This is a genomic window from Mycobacterium sp. SVM_VP21, assembly GCA_024758765.1.
Classification (GTDB): domain Bacteria; phylum Actinomycetota; class Actinomycetes; order Mycobacteriales; family Mycobacteriaceae; genus Mycobacterium; species Mycobacterium heraklionense_C.
The window spans coordinates 3,992,564-4,012,148 of the sequence record CP101406.1 but is presented as its reverse complement, the minus strand read 5'-3'; the positions used below and the strand labels follow the sequence as shown (position 1 = coordinate 4,012,148).

Genomic DNA, 19,585 nt, shown 5'->3' with positions numbered 1-19,585 from the left:
GGGCGTCCTTTCCCTAGAATCACCGACATGGCGATCGGGGCAACGCGAGGTTCGGCGGTCACGCTGGCCACTGCGGGCGTGTTCGCTTTTGGCGGCACCCTCTATCTGGGTGTGCGCAATCTTCTGGCGGGCCAGGCCGACCGGGCCCGTCAGACGATCCCCAAGGCTTGGGATCTTCCACCGCGTGCTGACGGTTTATACGGTCCCGACGACACCGAAGTTCAGCCGTTTCGCCGCGGGGCGAATGTCGATCTGCAGCTGATGGTCTTCGGCGACTCCACCGCGACCGGCTACGGCTGCCGTTCGGCGGCAGAGGTACCCGGCGCGCTGATCGCCAGAGCACTGGCGGAGCGCACCGGATCGCGGATTCGGTTGAGCACTAAGGCAATTGTGGGTGCCACCTCCAAGGGCCTGGCCGGGCAGGTGGACGCGATGTTCGTCGCGGGTCCACCACCGGACGTTGCCGTGATCATGATCGGCGCCAATGACGTGACCGCACTGCACAGCATCGCCGGCTCGGTGCAGCGACTGCGCGCCGCGGTAAAGCGACTGCGCGCCAGCGGCGCGGTGGTGATCGTGGGCACCTGCCCCAAGTTCGGGGCGATCAGCGCGATACCGCGGCCGCTGCGCTGGGTCGCACACGCCCGGGCGTGCCAGCTGGCCCGGGCGCAGACCCTTGCGGTCAAAGCAGCTGGCGGTATTGCCGTGCCCTTCGCCGACTTCCGGGCCCGGGAGTTCCACGACAGTCCCGAACTGCTGTTCGCCGCGGACCAGTACCACCCGTCGGCGGCGGGTTACGCTCTGGCGGCGGGCCAAATGATCCCGGCCCTCTGCGCTGTGCTGGACCGGCCCGATTCCCGCGTAGTGGCCTCGTCGGGCTAGATTCGGCTCTATTACCCGATCTCAAGGAGCCAGAAGTGCCTGAAGCTGTAATCGTCTCAACTGCGCGTTCGCCGATCGGCCGGGCCGGTAAGGGATCCCTGGTCACCATGCGGCCCGACGACCTCGCCGCCCAGATGGTGCGCGCCGCCCTGGACAAGGTGCCCGCGCTGGACCCGCGCGAGATCGACGACCTGATGATGGGCTGTGGGCAGCCGGGCGGCGCCTCTGGCTACAACATCGGGCGCGTGGTCTCGGTGCTGCTCGGCTACGACTTCCTGCCCGGCACCACGGTGAACCGGTACTGCTCGTCGTCGCTGCAGACCACCCGGATGGCGTTCCACGCGATCAAGGCCGGCGAGGGTGACGCATTCATCTCCGCCGGTGTGGAGACCGTCTCGCAGTTCGGTATCGGTGCCGCCGACGGCGCCCCGAACAGCAAGAACCCGCTGTTCAACGAGGGAATGGCTCGCTCGGAGGCCGCCGCGGCCGGTGCCACCGAGTGGCACGACCCGCGCGCCGACGGCCTGCTGCCCGACGTCTACATCGCGATGGGCCAGACCGCCGAGAACGTGGTGCTGCACACCGGGATCAGCCGCGAGGACCAGGACCACTGGGGCGTGCGCAGCCAGAACCGCGCCGAAGAGGCCATCAACAGCGGCTTCTTCGCCCGGGAGATCTCGCCGGTCACGCTGCCCGACGGCACCGTGGTGAGCACCGACGACGGCCCGCGTGCCGGCACCACCTACGAGAAGATCAGCCAGCTGAAGCCGGTGTTCCGGCCCAACGGCACGATCACCGCCGGCAACGCCTGCCCGCTGAACGACGGCGCCGCCGCGGTGATCATCACCAGCGACGCCAAGGCCAAGGACCTGGGCCTCAAGCCGCTGGCCCGGATCGTGTCCACCGGGGTGTCGGGCCTGTCGCCGGAGATCATGGGCCTGGGCCCGATCGAGGCCGTCAAGAAGGCGCTGGCGAACGCCAAGATGTCGGTCTCCGACATCGACCTGTTCGAGATCAATGAGGCCTTCGCGGTGCAGGTGCTCGGCTCGGCTCGCGAGCTGGGCATCGACGAGGACAAGCTGAACGTGTCCGGCGGGGCGATCGCCCTGGGCCACCCGTTCGGTATGACCGGCGCCCGCATCACCGCCACCCTGCTGAACAACTTGGCGACCCACGACAAGCAGTTCGGCGTCGAGACCATGTGTGTCGGCGGCGGCCAGGGCATGGCCATGGTGGTCGAGCGGCTCTCCTAGTTCCGGTTTTCCCGTTGACTCTGCGCCTACCAGGCAAAAGTGCGAGTAACTCGCCTGGTCAGCGCAGAGTCAACGTCGCTTTAGGGCATCCCAGGCTTCGCTGACGCGGCGGACGACGTCGTAGCCCCGGTGTTCGGCGAGCACCGTGATGTGCGTCTAGCCGACGCTCTGGATGTATTCCAGCGTCTTCGCATCTTTGACGAACTGCGGCCTGCCCGGGGCCACCGACACAAAAAACGACTCTGCGCTGAGGGCGGGTGCTACTCGCACTTTCGCGCCCTCAGCGCAGAGTCAACGGGGAAAGCTAGCGGGTCACTCGCTCTGGAAGTAGCTGAGCAGCCGCAGGATCTCCAGGTACAGCCAGACCAGGGTCACGGTCAGGCCCAGTGCGATGCCCCAGGCGGCCTTCTCCGGCGCGCCGGCACGGATCAGCTGGTCAGCGGCGTCGAAGTCGATCAGGAAGCTGAACGCGGCGATCCCGATGCACACCAGCGAGAAGATGATGGACAGCGTCCCGCCGCTGCGCAGGCCCAGGCCCTCACCGCCGCCGACGCCGAACAGCGACAGCACCAGGTTGCCGATCATCAGGGCCAGCACACCGAACATGCCGGCGACAAGCATCCGGGTGAACTTGGGGGTGACCCGAATGGCACCGGTCTTGTAGACCACCAGCATGCCGCCGAACACCCCGAGCGTGCCCATCACGGCTTGGCCGATCATCGAGCCGGCGTTGCCGGTCCCCACCGTGAAGGCGGTCAGCACCCAGGAGATGGCGCCGAGGAACAAGCCCTCCAGCACCGCGTAGCTGAGCACCACCGCCTTGTTGTCCTGCTTGCGGGCGAACATGGCCACCATGACCACGGCAAGGCCGCCGAACGCGCCGACGAAGGTCAGCGGCCCGGCCAGCGCCTGATTGGCCGACACCATGAAGAAGGAGATGATCGCCGCCACGCTCAGCACGCCCAGCGTGATGCCGGTCTTGGTGACGACGTCATCGATGGTCAGCGGGCGAGTGACCTCCCGCTGCTGGTACTGCGCCAGCGACGGGTCGACCTGGTAGGCCTGGCTCATCTGCTGAGTCGCACCGGCCGTGGCTTGTCCTAAGCCGGTTCCGAACTGCGCGTAGCCGCCCTGTTTGGGCAACGAACGAAATACCGGGTTGCTGGTCTCCCGCACCGTCCCGATCCTCTCTTGGGGCTGTGAAGCGAAGGGTTACGAATACTGAATCAACGTTTCCCGACCCGCCGGAGTTCCCGACGGCGTTCGGGCCGCTCTGCCGCCAAACCTTACCCGCGGATCAGTGACCGCGCGTAGGGATCTACATTGCGAAGGCGTGACAGGTGAATCTGACGAGGTCCTGGCCCACGTTGACAACGGGGTCGGCCTGCTGACACTCAACCGTCCGAAGGCGATCAACTCACTGAACCTTCCGATGGTGACCGCCATGACCGCGGCGCTGTCCACCTGGGCCGAGGATCCGGCGGTCACGGCGGTGGTACTCACCGGGGCCGGCGAGCGCGGACTGTGCGCCGGCGGCGACGTGGTCGCGATCTATCACAGCGCCAAAGCCGACGGCGCCGACGCGCGCCGATTCTGGTACGACGAGTACCTGCTCAACGCTCAGATCGGCGGGTACCCCAAGCCGTACGTGTCGTTGATGGACGGCATCGTGATGGGCGGCGGCGTCGGAGTCGGCGCACACGCCAACACCCGAGTGGTCACCGACACCACCAAGATGGCCATGCCCGAGGTCGGTATCGGCTTCATCCCCGATGTCGGCGGCACCTACCTGCTCTCGCGCTCCCCCGGCCGGCTCGGTCTGCACGCGGCATTGACCGGCGCACCGTTCTCCGGTCCGGACGCCATCGCCCTGGGTTTCGCCGACCACTATGTGCCGCACGCGGCGCTGGAGGCCTTCACCGCGGCGATCGTCGCCGACGGAGTGGCCAACGCCCTGGCCGCATACGCGGTCGACGCACCGCCGAGTCAGCTTGCCGCACACCGTGACTGGATCGATGAGTGCTACGCGCACGACACCGTCGCGCAGATCGTGGACGCGCTGGCCGGCCACGCCAGCCCCGACGCCAACGCCGCGGCCGAACTGATCGGCACCCGGTCCCCGATCGCCTGCGCGGTGACGTTGGAGGCGGTGCGCCGGACGGCCCAGCTCGCCAGCCTGGAAGACGTTCTGATTCAGGAGTACCGGGTGTCGTGCGCGTCGCTGCGCTCGCATGATCTGGTGGAGGGAATCCGCGCCCAGCTGGTCGACAAGGACCGCAATCCGCAGTGGTCGCCGGCGACGCTGGCCGAGGTGACCGCCGCCGACATCGAAAGCTACTTCGTTTCCGCCGAACCCGACCTGACCTTCTAAGGAGTCACCATGAGCCAGAACAAGTACGAGACCATCCTCGTCGACCGCGACGGCCGCGTCGGCACCATCACCTTGAACCGGCCGCAGGCGCTCAACGCCCTCAACAGCCAGGTGATGAATGAAGTCACCGCCGCCGCAGCCGAATTCGACGCCGATCCCGGCATCGGGGCGATCATCATCACCGGCAGCGCCAAGGCGTTCGCCGCCGGAGCCGACATCAAAGAGATGGCCGATCTGAGTTTCGCCGAGGTCTTCGCCGCCGATTTCTTCGCCGCCTGGTCCAAGCTGGCCGCGGTACGCACCCCGACCATCGCCGCGGTGGCCGGGTTCGCCCTGGGCGGCGGCTGCGAGCTGGCGATGATGTGCGACCTGCTGATCGCCGCCGACACCGCCAAGTTCGGCCAGCCGGAGATCAAGCTGGGCGTGCTACCCGGCATGGGCGGCTCCCAGCGCCTGACCCGGGCCATCGGCAAGGCCAAGGCGATGGACCTGATCCTGACCGGTCGCACCATCGACGCCGCCGAGGCCGAGCGGTCCGGCCTGGTGTCCCGCATGGTGCCTGCCGACGATCTGCTGGCCGAGGCCGGCAAGGTCGCCGCCACCATCGCCGGGATGAGCCTGTCGGCCGCCCGGATGGCCAAGGAAGCCGTCAACCGGGCCTTCGAATCCACTTTGGCCGAAGGACTGCTCTACGAGCGTCGACTGTTCCACTCCGCGTTCGCCACCGATGACCAGACCGAGGGCATGGCGGCGTTCACCGAGAAGCGCCCGCCGAACTTCACCCACCGCTGAGTCGATCCCGATGAGCGCGACAGCCACCGACACCGCAACCGCGGGCCCAATCCCGGAAGCGACCGCGCGCGCACCCTGGTGGGTCCGGCACTACACGTTCACCGGCACCGCGGTGGGCCTGGTGTTCCTGTGGCTGTCGCTGACGCCGTCGCTGCTGCCGCGCGGGCCGCTGTTCCAGGGTTTGGTCAGCGGCGGCTCGGGCGCCATCGGCTATGCCCTGGGCGTGTTCAGCGTCTGGCTGGTCCGCTACATGCGCTCGAAGGACACCAGCCCACCGGCCCCCCGATGGGCCTGGCTGGTGCTCATCCCCACCGCGGCGATCGTCCATCTATGGGTGGTGTGGACGATCCACGGCTGGCAGGACCAGATGCGCGACCTGATGGGTGTGCCGCGGCTGACTTGGTACAACTACCCCCAAGCCGGCGCGATAGCGGTGGTCACGCTGTTCATCCTGGTCGAGATCGGCCAACTGATCCGGATGCTGATCCGCTTTCTGGTCCGCCAGCTCGAACGGGTTGCCCCGCCGCGTGTTTCGGCCGTAGTCGCGGTGTCGTTGCTGATTGCTCTGTTTGTGGCGGTACTCAACGGTCTGGTGCTCAAGACCGCGATGCACGTCATGAACAGCACCTTTGCTTCGGTCAACGAGGAGGCCAGCCCCGACCGGGCCGCCCCGTCGACCCGGCTGCGTTCCGGCGGGCCGGAGTCGCTGGCCTCATGGGAGTCGTTGGGCCATCAGGGCCGCATCTTCGTCGCCGGTGGACCCACCGTCGCGCAACTCAGTGAGTTCAACGGCACACCGGCCACCGAACCGATTCGGGCCTACGCCGGCCTGAACTCGGCCCACGGGATCAAGGAGACCGCTGAGCTGGCCGCGGCCGAACTGGCCCGCACCGGCGGACTGAGCCGCGAGGTAGTCGCGGTGGCCACCACGACGGGCACCGGCTGGATCAACGAGGCGGAGGCCTCGGCGCTGGAGTACATGTTCAACGGCGACACCGCGATCGTGAGCATGCAGTACTCGTTCCTGCCCAGCTGGCTGTCCTTCCTGGTCGACAAGGAGAACGCGCGCCAGGCCGGCCAGGCCCTGTTCGAAGCCGTCGACAAACAGGTGCGGGCCCTACCGGAGGCGCAGCGGCCCAAGCTGGTGGTGTTCGGCGAAAGCCTCGGCTCCTTCGGTGGCGAGGCCTCCTTCATGAGCCTCAACAACGTGCTGGCGCGTACCGACGGTGCACTGTTCTCCGGTCCCACCTTTCAGAACACCATCTGGACAGACCTGACCATCAACCGCGATCCCGGTTCCCCGCAATGGCTGCCGATCTACCACGACGGCCGCGCCGTGCGGTTCGTGGCCCGCCCGGACGACCTGGACCGCCCCGACAACCCTTGGGGCGCACCGGATACGCCACGCGTGGTGTACCTACAGCACGCCTCCGACCCGATCGCCTGGTGGCATCCGGACCTGCTGTACCACAAGCCCGACTGGCTGAAAGAGCCTCGCGGCTACGACGTGCTGCCGCAGGTGCGCTGGACCCCGATCGTGACGTTCCTGCAGGTCTCCGCCGACATGGCAGTGGCGATCGATGTGCCCGACGGCCACGGCCACAGCTACGTCGCCGACGCCGCCAATGCGTGGGCGGCGATCCTACATCCAGCGGCGTGGACCCCGGAGAAGACTGAACGACTCCGACCCCTGTTGCACTCCAACGCTTAGTGCGGCCAGTGGAGCCGGCTCCACCAGTTCCCCGACGGCGGCCAGGGCCTGATAGCCGCCGATGACATCGGTAGCGCGGTGCAGCCCCAAGTCCTGCAGCGCAGCCGCGGCCAGGCTCGAGGTGTAGCCCTGCGAGCACAGGATGATCCACTGCACGTCGTCGTCGACCGCCTGCGGCAGCCGAGCATCGCTGGTCGGGTCGCAGCGCCACTCCAGCACGTTGCGCTCGATCACCAGCGCTTGCGGCACCTGACCTTCGTCCGCACGCTGGGCCGCCGGACGGATGTCGACCAGGTATGCGCCGTCGCGCAGCGCCTCGGGCACCTCGTCAGCGGTCAGCCGGTGCAGCTTGGCGCGGGCCGATTCGAGCAAGTGATCGATGCGGCTGGTGACGTGGGTGGTGGTCATGACGCCTCCGGGTGCTGGGTGAGTTCGGTGCGCTGCCTACGCAGAGTATGGTCCTGCGCGACGTCGTAGTAGGACATTTCCGCCAGTGGCGGCGAGTAGGCGTGCACGCTCAGCGTCGGGGCGGCCGGTTCCAACTGGTTTGTCGGGGGCGCCCAGACCACGTCGTGCACCCAGCCCTGGGTGAACGCGGCCTGGTCCCCGGCGTCCAGCCGTCGTTGCGCCAGCTCGCGACCATTCCAGTGGAACTCATCCAATGAGCCGGACAGCACGGTCAGCGCACCGAGCGAGTCGCCGTGATCGTGCAGTTCGGTGGCATGTCCCGGCACCCAGCTGATCAGCCAGATGTCGAGCCGCTCGTCACCGTGGATTCGGGCGAACCAACGCTGGTCGTCGGGCAGCCCAGATGCGGGCAGCAGGTGGTTGTAGCGACCTTGCAGCACCGCGTCGGCGGCTAGGTCGGTGGTCTGTAAGAGGTCGGGCAGGCGCAGCGCCCGTGGCCGGGCCGCCGGGCGGCGCAACGCGATGGGATCGGCGATAACCATGGTGAGAACTCCAAAGGGGATGGGCTGGATTCGAGAAAAGGGTCGGCGGCAGCATTCAGCTGCGGCAACAACAACCCTGGAATCCGACGTGCTCCATCACAGCGGCCATGCTATCCGGGTGCCGCGCCGGACGCATCGGCGCGTCAGTCGCGGGGCGGAAGTTCCGGCTCTCCCAGCCCAGCGATACCCACTGTGACCTGCTGTTTCCTATCGGCATTACGGTTGTAATCGCAATGACGGAAAGAACTGGCGGGATATAGCCCGCAAAATGGTGGATATGACCTCTGCTGCGGAATCCCGCGCGCACCGGGCGCACCGGGTGGCGCTGGTGCTGGGCAGCGGCGGTGCGCGCGGCTATGCCCACATCGGGGTGATCGCCGAGCTGCGCGACCGCGGCTACGACATCGTGGGGATCTCCGGATCGTCGATGGGGGCGCTGGTGGGCGGGCTGCAGGCCGCCGGCCGGCTCGATGACTTCGCCGAGTGGGCCAAGTCGCTGACGCAGGGCGCGGTGCTGCGCCTGCTGGATCCGTCGTTCACTGCGGCGGGGGTGCTACGGGCCGAGAAGATTCTCGATGTCGTCCGCGACATCTTGGGTGACATCAACATCGAAGAGCTGCCGATTCCCTTTACCGCTGTGGCGACCGATCTGATCGCGGGCCGATCGGTGTGGCTGCAGCGCGGCCCGGTCGATACCGCGATTCGCGCGTCGATCGCGATCCCCGGGGTGATCGCACCTCACGTGGTCGATGGGCGCCTGCTCGCCGACGGCGGCATCCTTGACCCGCTGCCGATGGCCCCGCTGAGCGCCGTCAACGCCGACCTGACGCTGGCTGTCAGCCTCAACGGTGGCGACCCTACTGCCGCCGGCCCGGCCGCCGACGATTCCGAGAAGGATGCGCCGGCTGGTCGGTTGAATCGCATGTGGCGCAGTACGTCTGCGTTGCTGGACACCAGCGGCGCGCGCTCGCTGTTGGACCGGCCGACGGCGCGGGCGATCCTGGACCGGTTCAGCAGTGGTGAGTCCGAAGCCGGCGGTTCAGCGAGGCTCGACGAAGGAGAGGCGAAGCTGGGACCGCCGCATCGGCCCGGCGAGGACGAGGAGTCCACTCCCGAGGTGGTGCCCAAACTCGGCAGCTTCGAGGTGATGAACCGAACCATCGATATCGCCCAGGCGGCGCTGGCGCGCCATCAGCTCGCGTCGCACCCGCCCGATCTGCTGATCGAGGTGCCTCGCGTCGCCTGCCGCAGTCTGGACTTCCACCGCGCCGCGGAATTGATCGACCTGGGCCGAGAACTCGCCGCCCGCGCTCTCGACGCAGCGAAATCGCTCTAACCCCTAGAGCCAGCCAAGAACTCGGCGATCGCGCCGGCCTGCCGTCGGCCCTGTTCGCGTCCGGCCTGCGCCGACGGCAGCCGGCACGCCGGGTCGAGCGGATTGCCGCCGAAGGAGCGCAGCGCGTCATCGTCGGCCAGTACTGCGCACACGCGACCGTCGAACGCGGCGATCTCACCGTCGACCCCGCCCCCGGTGGGCACCAACAGCACGGCCTCGTCGCAGTCGGCGGCCACATCGAGGTTGACCGTGCTGCGCACCCCACCGTCCATGTAGCGGCGCGTGCCCAGTACCACCGGAGGCCAAGCGCCCGGTACCGCGCAACTGGCCGCCACCGCGTCGATGAGTTCCACCCCCGAGTCGCGGTCGAAGACCGTCAGCTCCCCGGTGTCGATGTCGATCGCGGTGATCCGCAGCGTGCGCTCCGGCCACTCGTGTGACGGCAGACGGTCGGCGATGATTCCCCGTCGCACCGGTGCGGCAACCGTCTGCGCCGCCAGGGCAACCGCGCCGATGCCCTGCAGCTTCTGCGCGGTGGTGGTGTTGGGCTCGGTGATCGCCGCGACGAACAGCTCGGTCAGCGCATCGGCACCGACACCGGGATCGATCTCAGAGCAGGTCTCCGAAATCTGGCGGGCGAACAACTGTTCCAGGCCCAGCCCGCTGCCGATCTGGGCGGCCACCGCCGACCCGGCCGATGTCCCCACCAGCACAGCGGATTCCAGCAGTTCCCTTGCGGTGTCCGGTGATTCGTCGGCGATGCCGCACAAGACGCCGGTCTCCCAGGCGATGCCCGCTACCCCACCGCCGCCAAGCACCAGGGCGCGTTTGACCGTCATTTCCGTCCTTTCCATGGGTGTTGAGCCTCCCGGGCAGCGGCAGTCAGATCTTCCCGGCGCAGTTGCCGGGACGGAGCCTCGGGGAAGGCCAGCTCGGTGGTGATGCTCAGCCCGGCGTCGACGTGTACCAGTTCCCCGGGGGCGATCAAATGCCAGCGCGGGTCGGTGTCCATCGGCTCGCTGGCGAACACCACCGCCGGGCGGCCCCGCAGCTGCGCGGAGTGCGCCCGGATCCGCGGAGTTTGCAGGTCCAGCCCGACCGGTGTGGATCCATCGCGACGGTCCAGCAGATACAGCTCGTGAGTCTCGGGGTAGCGCAGCGCCCACATGTCGGTGGCCGTGGCGAGCAGGATGTTGAGCGCATAGATCGGCACATTGGCTGCCAGCCAGCCGACCGCGTCGCGCAGGCTGGCACCGATATCGCCGTCATGCGCACGGACGCAACCGGTGATCAGTGCGAAGACCCGCTCGGAATCGGTCTGTCCCCCAACCAGATCCGCGGTGCCGACTTCGCGAAGTCGCTCGTCGATGGCATCGAGACCACGCAGCACGCCGTTGTGCGCGAAGATCCGGCCGTCCTGCAAGAAAGGGTGGGTGTTGGCGACGTCCCGCACGCCGGTGGTTGCGTAACGCACATGCGCGACGAACGTAGTTCCGGTCAGTTCGTTTGCCTCAGTGGAGAATTCGGCATCCTGCCAGGCTGCTATCGGTTCTTTGCGCAGGTGCGGCACCCCGTTGGCGTCGAAGACGCCGATCCCGGTGCCGTCCGGGTTGCGTCGACTCTGCTCGGCGAGGTTGTCCGGAGCGTCGAGCAGCCAGAAGGTGGCGGTGACGGCATCGGTCCCGGCGTGCAGCCCGAAAAGTCGGCACATCGGCGGACTCAGCCCTCCAGCAGGACGGACAGTCGCGCCAACGCCTGACGCGCGTAGCCCTTCCACAGCCAGCCCAGCACCGGCAGCAACGGCGCGGCCAGCCGCGACCGCGGGTGGATGACCCAGCTCCAGGTGACCGTGGTGCCCGAACCAGCGGGTGCGAACTGCCAACGGCCCTCGACGTAGGCCACCAATGGCGCCATGGGGCCGGTGATGTCGGTGAGGCGGTAGGCGAACGCCCGAGGCGGGTCGACCTCGGTCAACTCCTCGCGCATGCTGCCACCGCCGGTCAGCAGGACGGTGCGGGTCTGCCCGACGCTCGCCCAATTACCGGTTTGACCCCGAACTTCCCTGATCGGCGGGATCGGCCCGTACCAGCGACGGAAGAGCTCCGGCAGCGGCAATGGCAATGTTCCGGCAAACGCGTCGGCGACGGTCACATGTACCGTCCGAGACTGCTCGACAACCAGGACCATCAGCCGAGGGTAGCGCTCAGCGCGCCAGGTGCGGAGCGGCCCGGCCGGTGATGAGGGGCAGCTCGAAGAACCCGGCAAACCCGGGCGGTGCCGCGCAGGTCGCCGGGATGGCGTTGACGCAGTGCGCCGCGGTTGCCACGACGCCCGGGTTGCTGACCAGGCCGGCTTCGACGGTTTCGGGCTGCCAGCCCTTGACGGTGACGAACGTGTCCGGGTTGCCCCGCACCTCCATCTCGTAGCGCTCGCCGGCGGGACCGAAACTCCATGGCGGGTCGAGGTTCTCCTCGCCCATCTGCCAGTTGACCGTGACCCGTGCCACCACCTCGTCGCCGACGGTCGCTTCCCAGTGGAACCGGCGCCCGGCAACCTGACCGGGTTCGATCGCACCGATCGGCGAGTCGATCGGTGCGGTGGCCACCGCCACCTCCTGCGAAGAGCGGATGCGCTCGTCGGCGGCGAAGCCGAGCCGGTCGACGCACAGTCGCACCGATTGGCGGAACCCGCCGTCGAGCAGCTTCTGCATCGGGCCGCTCAGTGCCTGATCGGGGGTGCCGCCAAAGCCCATGACATACCGCAACACATCCGGGGCATCATAGGTGCGAAGGTCCGAATACTCTTCGCCGCGAATGAATGTCACGCCGGTGGACATCACCGACAGCAGCAGTGGGAACAGCTCGAAGGCCGCGCCCGGGCCGATACCGGCGCCGTGCAGAGTCACGCCACCTTCGCGTGCCGCAGCCTCCAACGGTCCCACCTCCTTTTCGGAGGGGTAGAACCAGCCGACCGGGGTGATGACGTTCTTGCCCGAACGCAGCAGCGTGGCGACCTCGTCGGGGTTGGGCATCAGGGGCGCGTAAATCACCGCTTCGGCGTCGAGCGCCAGGATCTCCTCGACGCTGTCGGTGGCGGTGACACCGACCGGTTCGGTGCCGATGATCTCCCCGACGTCCTTGCCGCTCTTGGACTTCGAGTGGACCCAGCAGCCGACCAACTCCAGGTCGGGATGCTCGAGCACGCCCTTGATCGCCGCGACTCCTACCCCTCCGGTTGCCCATTGGATGACACGCAGGCTCATCAGTTATGCACCTCGCTCACTTGGTATTGCTCCTCGGCGTACCGGGCACGGATGGTCTTCTTGTCGTACTTGCCGACGCTGGTGCGCGGGATCGCCTCGACGAACGTCCAGCGCTCCGGAAGCCACCAGCGGGCAACCTTGTCGGACAGGAAGGTTCGCAGTTCGGCGCCGCTGACCGAGGCACCGGTACGGGCCACCACCACGGCCAGCGGCCGCTCCTGCCAGCGCTCGTCGGGCACCCCGACCACCGCGGCCTCGACGACATCGGGATGGGCGATCAGCTCGTTCTCCAGTTCCACCGACGAAATCCACTCCCCGCCGGACTTGATCACGTCCTTGGCCCGGTCGGTCAGCGTGATGAAGCCCTGCGGGTCGATACGGCCGACGTCACCGGTGCGCAGCCAGCCCGAGGAGAACTTGGACTCGTCCTGGCCGCGGTAGTAGGAGCCGGTGATCCATGCGCCGCGCACCTCCAGCTCGCCGACCGCCTCACCGTCGTTGGGCAGCACCACGTCCTCGTCGTCGACGATGCGGGTCTCGACCCCACACACCGGCCGGCCCTGGGTGCCGCGCAGCGCCCAGTGCTGCTCGGGCGGGGTGCCCGGCGGCGGCCAGGCCATGGTGGCCATCGGCGAGGTCTCAGTCATGCCCCACAGCTGCCGCACCTGCACGTTGTGATGCTGCTCGAACGCCTGCATCAGCGAAACCGGAACCGCCGACCCACCACAGGCCGCCAGCCGCAACGACGAGATGTCATGGCCGGGTTCACGTTCCAGGTAGTGCATGACGTCGTTCCAGATGGTCGGCACTGCACCGGCCACGGTGGCCCGCTGCGATTCGATGAGGGCGACCAGCGACTTGGCGTCCAGATACCGGTCGGGCATCGCCAGATCCGCGCCGGCCATCAGCGCCGAATACGGCAGGCCCCAGGCGTTGGCGTGGAACATCGGCACGATCGGCAGCACGCAGTCGATCGCGCCGATCCCGGTGCCGTTGGTGGTGCATCCCGCCATGGCGTGCAGATAGCTGGACCGGTGGCTGTACACCACGCCCTTGGGGTTGCCGGTGGTGCCGCTGGTGTAGCACATGGCGGCCGCCGAGTTCTCGTCGATGACCGGCCAGTCGAACTCGCACGCCTCGGCGGCCAGCAGCTCGGCGTAGCCCAGCACGGTCTTGCCGGAGGCCTCCAATGCTGCGATGTCGCCGTCGCCGACGAGGATCACGGTGTGCACGGTCTCCAGTTCGCCCAGCACCGGCGCCAGTAGCGGCACCAGTGAGGCATCGACCAGAACCACCCGGTCCTCGGCCTCGTTGGCGACGAAGACGATCTGCTCGGCGAACAGCCGAATGTTGAGGGTGTGCAGCACCGCGCCCATCGACGGCACGGCAAGGTAGGCGGCCAGGTGTTCGGTGTTGTTCCACATGAAAGTGGCCACCCGCTCGTCGCCGGTGATTCCGAGACGCCGCAGCGCATTCGCCAACTGAGCAGCCTGCCCACCGAGCTCGCGATAGGTGGTGACTCGATACCCGTCGTCGGCCACGGTGGTGACGGTGCGATCACCGTGGACGGCGGTGACGTGATTCAAGATGGCGCCGACCGTCAACGGCCAGTGCTGCATGGTGCTGTGCATCGACCTATTCGATCACGCCACCATTCCGAACGTGGCGTGGGTTACACCGCGGGTTCGAGTTGCAGCATGCGGGTGACGGCGTCGTCCAGCTCCAGCTGCTCGTGCAGCAACGCCGACGGGGCCGGCAGGTCGGCCAGCGACGCGATGGTCACCTTGCCGTCGAACCCGGCGATGTAGAGCCGGCTGCCGTCCGGGCTCTCCGCGGCGCAGGACGGCTCGGTGATGCCCGGCAGGGTGCCGAGGGGCTCGTTGGTGCGCGCACACAGCACCAAGACCGCGCCGTCAGTCACCAGGTAGACCCGCTGGCCGTCGCGTCCGGCGATCAGCTGGATCAGCTGGGCTTCGAGGGCGCGGGTGGCGCTGACTGCATGGGTGCGAGCGTCGACGACGTGGACCCGGCTGCGGCCGTCGGGACCGGCAGTCGCCACGTACAGGCGGGATCCGTCGGGGCTGACCACCATATCGATGATGCTCGCGCCGACCCGGATGGTGTCGACGATGTTCAGGTCGCGGTCCAGCACGGTGACGGTGTCACCGGTGGGCTGGCGGACCGCCGCATACAGCCGCCGGCCGTCCGCGCTGATCCGCAGGCCGGCCGCTGCCGCCCCGGGGTGCCCGGACACTGCGGCGGATGCGGCGGGACGCATGGCCGCGTCGAGCGCGAGCACGTCGACGCCGGCCGACCCGGTACGGGTGAGGTAGACGCGGCTGCTAGTCGGGTCGGCGACCAGGTCGCCGATGTCCATGGCCACCGGGTAACACCCGGCGACCTCAGCGGTGTCGACGTCAATTGCGAGCACGGCGTCCAGAGCGGTCGAACCTGCGGATACATAGGCCCAGCCGGTGCCGGCGGGGCCAGCGGCGATCGAGAACGGCTCGTCGGCCTGGAAGACGGTGTTCACGATCTTGCAGCTGACGGTGTCGATGATGGAGACAGTGTCGTCGCCGTAGTTGGTGGCCAGCAGGCGCCGGCCGTCCGCGGTGACCGCGATGCCGCCGATCGGGCCGCGATCCAGGGTCACGGTGTTCGCGACGCGGGCTGGAGAGTTGGCCAATCTATAAGTCGGCACGTCGTCCACATCGCTCCTATCAACCACTGTTCGTATCGCTTCGTTCGTATCGTCCCTGCCCACGCGCCCCCTCGGCTGCCGCAGTGCGGCCCGGTCGAGACCGAGATGCCGGGGCGGGGCGTCCGGTCGATCTTAGCGGTGAATTCGAGGTAACAGGAAAATGTCCTAATTATTGTGATCGAGGTCGCAGGCTAATCCCAACCGCCCCACGCCACACCGGGCGAAACCGCAGGATCCGGGCCTTCCAGCAACCGTCGTTATGCATCTTGAGCAGGATATTTTTCAGAATTAGACAACTTGTGATGCGCATCGCGATTAACGTTGAATAAGAAATTAAGAACTCTGACCAGGAAATTCCACGGTCCATGACACAGGGCCCTTGCAATTTTTCGGATGGGCGAGTATGGGCCGCGTGTCGGGCGGCCCGCTGAGCACCCTACGACTCGGCAAGAAGGGCGACACCGACTGCGCGACATACGGTGGCCAGCCGCTTGTCGCGCGTCCAGAGTTGCGATCCGGCCGTGAGCAACACAGAGCCCAGCAGGTTTGCGTCAACCGCACTCAGCCCCCGCCCCCAAAGCCGATTCTCATCGATGAACGTCATGACCTCGGCATGGCTCAGCTGCGGGAACTGGCGCAGGTTCCCGAGAAGCTCCAAGAACACGTTGCGCTGCTTGATCGATCCAAGAGCCAGTTCCTCGATCACCAACGGGTGGCATCCGACCTCATCGTTCGCCAGATGGTCCACAAGGCGTGGCTCGGTCCGGTGAAGGTGGTCGATCCAGACCGAAGTATCGACCAGTATCACGGTGTTGAGGCCCGGCGCCGCGGTGCCGCTGCGGCCCGGGAATCCGACCCTCCAAGAGCGATGAGCCGCCGGGCACTCTCGACGCGAATCAGCGTCTGCAAACCATCTCGGAGTAGCGCCGACTTCTCGGTGATCCCGGTCAGCTCGCTTGCCCGGGCCAACAGTTCATCGTCGATGGTCACGGTGGTCCTCATTGCCGATCCCCCTGCTTCACATACTGCATCATTTGATGTCAAAAATGATGCCAGCATGGTCTGACTTCGACAAGACGCCACGACACCACCCGGGAGAACATCCAAACCATAGGGAAACACCCGATTCGTCCGCACTCGAGCCTTCTTTACCGTCAGCGACAACGCATCATGAAGCGCGCATGACCGGGACGATGCCGAACGGAGCGAACCTCATGCCAAGAACCATGGAGATGTGGCCGCACGTCGTGAAACGATCCGCCGCCGTCGCCGCCCTGAGCTCTTTGTGCTGGACGGCGGCAGCACTGGTCGCTCCTCTTGCCAACACCCTTCCGCTGGGCAACGGGCTCGACATCGAGTGCTTTCTGGACAACACCAACAGTCACGTGAAATGCGTGACCATGGGTGGCTGCCCGCGGGTGCACGGCGACTACGTCGTCGACGCCCTGCACACGATGATCAACGGGCGTCAGGATGAATATCCCTACCAATGCATCAATGGCCAGTCTGTCAGCTGGGGTCTCAACATCGACCCCACGTCGACGTTCACCTTCGGAGTCCAGGCCTGCCGCAAGAAGGACCTCGAAGGCGACTGGTGCACAGCGTATTCGGACTACACCTACACGCCGCCGAAGCCGATCAAGTGTCCGCCCGGCTCGCCCACTCCGACCGTTCCGGCTGGCCAAAAGTGCGCTCCTGGCCCGGACGCGCCCCTGCAGGTGACACCGGGCGAGCCGCTCGGCGGGGGCGCTCCAGCGCCGGCGCCTGCGCCAGCTGGCCACACCGTGATCAGCGACGTGGATCTGTACGACGTACCGGGCGGTGGTGGCACCGTGATCGGGATGCTCAAGAAAGGTGACGCGGTGATGCTGATCGGCCCGTGCCCGATCCACAACGCCGCCAACCCCGATGACCCGAACAACGGCTGGTGCAAGGTCACCGACACCACCAGGAAACTGACGGGCGCCGTCTGGGGAGACGCAATTTCAAAGTGACGGTCGAACCGCCATCCGAGCGAGGACCGCGTTCGACGCGGCAACAGCGTCACACTTTGTATCTGAGCTGCACAAACACCGTGCCCCCAGTCGGACTCGAACCGATTTCACGGTCCTGGCAGGCAGCCCGAAACCATGTTCACCTGCGAAATCACATCATTGTAGTTCACTGCATTTATCTGCAACTGTGGGCAAATTGTGGGCAGAACGTGGGCGGATCTGTCACACACCTCACCTAGCTTGAGAACGGTCAAGACAACGCCGACGGAGGTGCGCCTGCAGACATGAAGTTCAAGATCACCACCCCTCGCACGCGGCCTGCGCATTGCCGAGATAGGCGATCTACCGAGAATTCCGCCGCTCTCACCGGCGCTGCGGCCTCACCACATGGGCCAAGGCCACCGCACCGGCGCCGCGCCGCCCTCACCTGGCTTTTAGGCGTTGAACTGTGGCACGAATGCCATGATCGTGCGGTGAATCTCCGGCCACCGCCTGGCAATCCTCGCTACCTATGGCCGTTGAAAGCTGCCACTCTGGACGAGTGGCGCGCGGACACTCCTGCCGGTTCCAAAGAAGTCTTGATCGATATGTCGAGAGCAAGTTTCATTGACTGTGTCGGCCTCACTGCAATCGGCGCCGTAGCTGAGGACGCATCGATGCGCGGATGTGCCGTCAGATTCGTACCACCTCAGCAACCCAGCGTTCGCACCTACATGTCGCGCATGCACCTCAAGGAGTGCCTCGAACCGTTCTGCCCAGAGGTTTCACTCCCAAGCGTGAACGAGCGGGAGACAGGGAACCGCCTGTGCGAGTTGCGACGCTTTGACGCTGGTAGCGGCGGTGATGAACTGGCCGACCGCGTGTATGGCGCATTGATTGAAGACGGTTACCAGCGGGAGGACGCTGGGTCGCTCTATAAGGGGATCGTCGAAGTAATCAACAATGTCACCGAGCACAGCGGCGCCGGCGGTGGCTGGGCGGCAATGCAGATCATGCGCAGCAGTGCGAACCAAGTGTTGATCACGTTTGCGGTGGCCGACGCAGGACACGGGCTGAAACTCACTCTGAGCCGAAGCCATTGGATTGAAGGCCCGGTCGACGCGATGGAGAAAGCGTTCCAGCGATCCATTTCGGGGACTAACCTGGCGGGACGGGGAACGGGCCTTGACGACCTCCACCGGCGCGTCAAGCGCCATAGGGGCCAGCTGATGGCATGGAGTGGCACAGCTACAGGCGAGAGTGCACTTGAGACGGGCCTTATGGAGTGTCGCGAGGTGGGTGCTGATTTCCCAGGAACGGTCATCTACGCTGGCTTTAACCCGGGCCAGAGGGAGGAAGGGACGTGACGGTTTCATTCGTCGAAGCGCCGGCCTTGGCCGGTTCCCGCCCACGGGCTAAGCAGATCCTCGCCGGACTTCCCGACGATCTGTCCGACGCAGTCGTTCGGTTGGTATGCGATTCATTGATCGCCGCTGCCGCATCGTTCGCCGACGAGGTGGTGCGCACGATACTCGTGGATCGGCATGCACAGCGACTTGAGGTCACCAGCGTCTCCGACCAAGAATTTATCGGTTACCTGCGTGACCGCGCAGACGTGTATGGGGTTGGCGACCGGCTTCAGGTTCTTTCATAGTTTCGTAGCTTGTGCGCCAGCGTCGCATGCTCAACGTCGAGTTGTTGAGCTGTCAGCACGGGTCTATCGGCATCCAATGGGTCACGCGGTTGCCCATAAACCAGGTAAAACTCAGTGAGCTGGCCTTGGTACCGCATTGCCGCGTTTCGAAGCGGCCAGTGGTTCAACATTTGCACTGCCTGGTTGTAGCTGCGGCGAGCACCCTGTAGCGGGAGTGCTTCGTTCGGGCCGTCGACCCCCGACGCCGCGGCGGCGGCGTAGACCGCATAGGCCCTCTCCATCTCGGTGATTGCGGCGAGCACGCGGTCCACACATCGTTTCAATCGGTCGGCTTCTCGTGTCTTACGTGACGCCGCTTGCGCACTGACGGCACCGATGAGCGCGCCGACGAGGCCAGCCCCGCCCGGGATCAGTCCACTGACGAAATCGGCCACCCAGAGATCCTAAGTAGGGCGAGAGGCGTTATCGGGTATCGGCACGGAGCAATGGCTTCGCGGCAGGATCGTCAGAAGGCCCGTTAGCCCGCCATAAGTCGAGCGCCGACGTTGCCGCGTCGCGACTCCGGTGGATGATCGCGTGGACCGATGCCGGGCTGGATAGGCCCACTGCCGCAGCTACCTGGCGATAGGACCGGCCGGCTGCCACCATGCGTCTCACCCGCCGATCGCGCGCGTTGCGTTCAGGCGCTTTCACGTCCTCC

General features: G+C 66.6%; 21 protein-coding genes. 9 read left to right on the top strand and 12 right to left on the bottom strand.

Features of this window, described 5'->3' with window-relative positions; all coding sequences use genetic code 11:
- The first annotated feature begins 27 nt into the window (after positions 1-27).
- Both NM962_18785 and NM962_18780 read left to right on the top strand, forming a co-directional pair.
- Positions 28-882: an SGNH/GDSL hydrolase family protein gene (locus NM962_18785; GenBank protein UVO11939.1), complete on the top strand. Its 855-nt coding sequence runs from the start codon at positions 28-30 to the stop codon at positions 880-882.
- A 35-nt stretch (positions 883-917) separates the two neighbouring features.
- On the top strand, positions 918-2,135 hold the full coding sequence (locus tag NM962_18780; protein ID UVO11938.1) for an acetyl-CoA C-acetyltransferase: 1,218 nt from the start codon (positions 918-920) through the stop codon (positions 2,133-2,135).
- Between the two features lie 312 nt (positions 2,136-2,447).
- Here the strand turns inward: NM962_18780 and NM962_18775 are convergent, their stop codons facing one another.
- On the bottom strand, positions 2,448-3,311 hold the full coding sequence (locus tag NM962_18775; protein ID UVO11937.1) for a Bax inhibitor-1/YccA family protein: 864 nt from the start codon (positions 3,309-3,311) through the stop codon (positions 2,448-2,450).
- A 157-nt stretch (positions 3,312-3,468) separates the two neighbouring features.
- On the opposite strand from NM962_18775, the gene NM962_18770 reads away from it, so the two are divergent.
- The 3 genes from NM962_18770 to NM962_18760 are packed head-to-tail and all read left to right on the top strand — an operon-like array spanning position 3,469 to position 7,009.
- Positions 3,469-4,506 carry an enoyl-CoA hydratase/isomerase family protein gene (locus NM962_18770; protein UVO11936.1) on the top strand — a complete coding sequence of 346 codons (1,038 nt, stop codon included), beginning with the start codon at positions 3,469-3,471 and terminating at the stop codon, positions 4,504-4,506.
- A gap of 9 nt (positions 4,507-4,515) precedes the next feature.
- Entirely contained in the window at positions 4,516-5,298 is a 783-nt protein-coding gene (locus NM962_18765) for an enoyl-CoA hydratase (protein ID UVO11935.1), read from the top strand.
- Positions 5,299-5,308: 10 nt separating this feature from the next.
- Positions 5,309-7,009, top strand: coding sequence for an alpha/beta-hydrolase family protein (locus NM962_18760; protein ID UVO11934.1), 1,701 nt, complete (start codon positions 5,309-5,311; stop codon positions 7,007-7,009).
- Here the strand turns inward: NM962_18760 and NM962_18755 are convergent.
- Together NM962_18755 and NM962_18750 are read right to left on the bottom strand one after the other, a co-directional pair.
- Entirely contained in the window at positions 6,941-7,417 is a 477-nt protein-coding gene (locus NM962_18755; GenBank protein UVO11933.1) for a rhodanese-like domain-containing protein, read from the bottom strand. The two genes, NM962_18760 and NM962_18755, sit on opposite strands and share 69 nt — an antisense overlap.
- The gene (locus NM962_18750; GenBank protein UVO11932.1) at positions 7,414-7,959 is read right to left on the bottom strand and encodes a cysteine dioxygenase family protein; all 546 of its coding nucleotides are present in this window, start codon (positions 7,957-7,959) and stop codon (positions 7,414-7,416) included. Before NM962_18750 ends, NM962_18755 begins: the two co-directional genes overlap by 4 nt.
- 277 nt (positions 7,960-8,236) lie before the next feature.
- On the opposite strand from NM962_18750, the gene NM962_18745 reads away from it, so the two are divergent.
- On the top strand, positions 8,237-9,295 hold the full coding sequence (locus tag NM962_18745; protein ID UVO11931.1) for a patatin-like phospholipase family protein: 1,059 nt from the start codon (positions 8,237-8,239) through the stop codon (positions 9,293-9,295).
- Here the strand turns inward: NM962_18745 and NM962_18740 are convergent.
- The 8 genes from NM962_18740 to NM962_18705 all read right to left on the bottom strand — a co-directional run bounded on the left by NM962_18740 (position 9,292) and on the right by NM962_18705 (position 16,260).
- Positions 9,292-10,134: a patatin-like phospholipase family protein gene (locus tag NM962_18740; protein UVO11930.1), complete on the bottom strand. Its 843-nt coding sequence runs from the start codon at positions 10,132-10,134 to the stop codon at positions 9,292-9,294. The two genes, NM962_18745 and NM962_18740, sit on opposite strands and share 4 nt — an antisense overlap.
- Positions 10,131-11,006, bottom strand: a complete 876-nt coding sequence (locus tag NM962_18735; GenBank protein ID UVO11929.1) for a class II glutamine amidotransferase — start codon at positions 11,004-11,006, stop codon at positions 10,131-10,133. Before NM962_18735 ends, NM962_18740 begins: the two co-directional genes overlap by 4 nt.
- Before the next feature lie 8 nt (positions 11,007-11,014).
- Complete coding sequence (locus NM962_18730; protein ID UVO11928.1) at positions 11,015-11,482, bottom strand: SRPBCC family protein; 468 nt, start codon at positions 11,480-11,482, stop codon at positions 11,015-11,017.
- 16 nt (positions 11,483-11,498) lie between these two features.
- A complete protein-coding gene (locus tag NM962_18725; GenBank protein ID UVO11927.1) occupies positions 11,499-12,557 on the bottom strand; it encodes a dihydrodipicolinate reductase in 1,059 nt (352 codons plus the stop codon).
- Positions 12,557-14,188: a long-chain fatty acid--CoA ligase gene (locus NM962_18720; protein ID UVO11926.1), complete on the bottom strand. Its 1,632-nt coding sequence runs from the start codon at positions 14,186-14,188 to the stop codon at positions 12,557-12,559. Before NM962_18720 ends, NM962_18725 begins: the two co-directional genes overlap by 1 nt.
- A 41-nt stretch (positions 14,189-14,229) precedes the next feature.
- A complete protein-coding gene (locus NM962_18715) occupies positions 14,230-15,267 on the bottom strand; it encodes a YncE family protein (GenBank protein ID UVO11925.1) in 1,038 nt (345 codons plus the stop codon).
- Positions 15,268-15,694: 427 nt separating this feature from the next.
- On the bottom strand, positions 15,695-16,066 hold the full coding sequence (locus NM962_18710; GenBank protein ID UVO11924.1) for a type II toxin-antitoxin system VapC family toxin: 372 nt from the start codon (positions 16,064-16,066) through the stop codon (positions 15,695-15,697).
- Entirely contained in the window at positions 16,063-16,260 is a 198-nt protein-coding gene (locus NM962_18705) for a type II toxin-antitoxin system VapB family antitoxin (GenBank protein UVO11923.1), read from the bottom strand. The genes NM962_18710 and NM962_18705 overlap by 4 nt, the downstream gene beginning before the upstream one ends.
- Before the next feature lie 212 nt (positions 16,261-16,472).
- Between NM962_18705 and NM962_18700 the strand changes: the two genes are divergently transcribed.
- From NM962_18700 to NM962_18690, 3 genes are all read left to right on the top strand, one after another.
- On the top strand, positions 16,473-17,252 hold the full coding sequence (locus NM962_18700) for a hypothetical protein (protein UVO11922.1): 780 nt from the start codon (positions 16,473-16,475) through the stop codon (positions 17,250-17,252).
- A 776-nt stretch (positions 17,253-18,028) separates the two neighbouring features.
- A complete protein-coding gene (locus NM962_18695) occupies positions 18,029-18,598 on the top strand; it encodes a hypothetical protein (protein ID UVO11921.1) in 570 nt (189 codons plus the stop codon).
- Complete coding sequence (locus NM962_18690) at positions 18,595-18,885, top strand: hypothetical protein (protein UVO11920.1); 291 nt, start codon at positions 18,595-18,597, stop codon at positions 18,883-18,885. Before NM962_18695 ends, NM962_18690 begins: the two co-directional genes overlap by 4 nt.
- On the opposite strand, the gene NM962_18685 is transcribed toward NM962_18690, so the two are convergent.
- Complete coding sequence (locus NM962_18685) at positions 18,870-19,319, bottom strand: hypothetical protein (GenBank protein ID UVO11919.1); 450 nt, start codon at positions 19,317-19,319, stop codon at positions 18,870-18,872. The genes NM962_18690 and NM962_18685 overlap by 16 nt on opposite strands.
- Positions 19,320-19,585 lie beyond the last annotated feature (266 nt).

Coding starts and splice junctions, on each gene's coding strand:
- NM962_18760 (UVO11934.1), top strand. CDS start 5,309: ATGAGCGCGACAGCCACCGACACCGCAACCGCGGGCCCAATCCCGGAA.
- NM962_18750 (UVO11932.1), bottom strand. CDS start 7,959: ATGGTTATCGCCGATCCCATCGCGTTGCGCCGCCCGGCGGCCCGGCCA.
- NM962_18755 (UVO11933.1), bottom strand. CDS start 7,417: ATGACCACCACCCACGTCACCAGCCGCATCGATCACTTGCTCGAATCG.
- NM962_18705 (UVO11923.1), bottom strand. CDS start 16,260: ATGAGGACCACCGTGACCATCGACGATGAACTGTTGGCCCGGGCAAGC.
- NM962_18735 (UVO11929.1), bottom strand. CDS start 11,006: ATGTGCCGACTTTTCGGGCTGCACGCCGGGACCGATGCCGTCACCGCC.
- NM962_18720 (UVO11926.1), bottom strand. CDS start 14,188: ATGCACAGCACCATGCAGCACTGGCCGTTGACGGTCGGCGCCATCTTG.
- NM962_18700 (UVO11922.1), top strand. CDS start 16,473: ATGCCAAGAACCATGGAGATGTGGCCGCACGTCGTGAAACGATCCGCC.
- NM962_18785 (UVO11939.1), top strand. CDS start 28: ATGGCGATCGGGGCAACGCGAGGTTCGGCGGTCACGCTGGCCACTGCG.
- NM962_18725 (UVO11927.1), bottom strand. CDS start 12,557: ATGAGCCTGCGTGTCATCCAATGGGCAACCGGAGGGGTAGGAGTCGCG.
- NM962_18730 (UVO11928.1), bottom strand. CDS start 11,482: ATGGTCCTGGTTGTCGAGCAGTCTCGGACGGTACATGTGACCGTCGCC.
- NM962_18740 (UVO11930.1), bottom strand. CDS start 10,134: ATGACGGTCAAACGCGCCCTGGTGCTTGGCGGCGGTGGGGTAGCGGGC.
- NM962_18765 (UVO11935.1), top strand. CDS start 4,516: ATGAGCCAGAACAAGTACGAGACCATCCTCGTCGACCGCGACGGCCGC.
- NM962_18745 (UVO11931.1), top strand. CDS start 8,237: ATGACCTCTGCTGCGGAATCCCGCGCGCACCGGGCGCACCGGGTGGCG.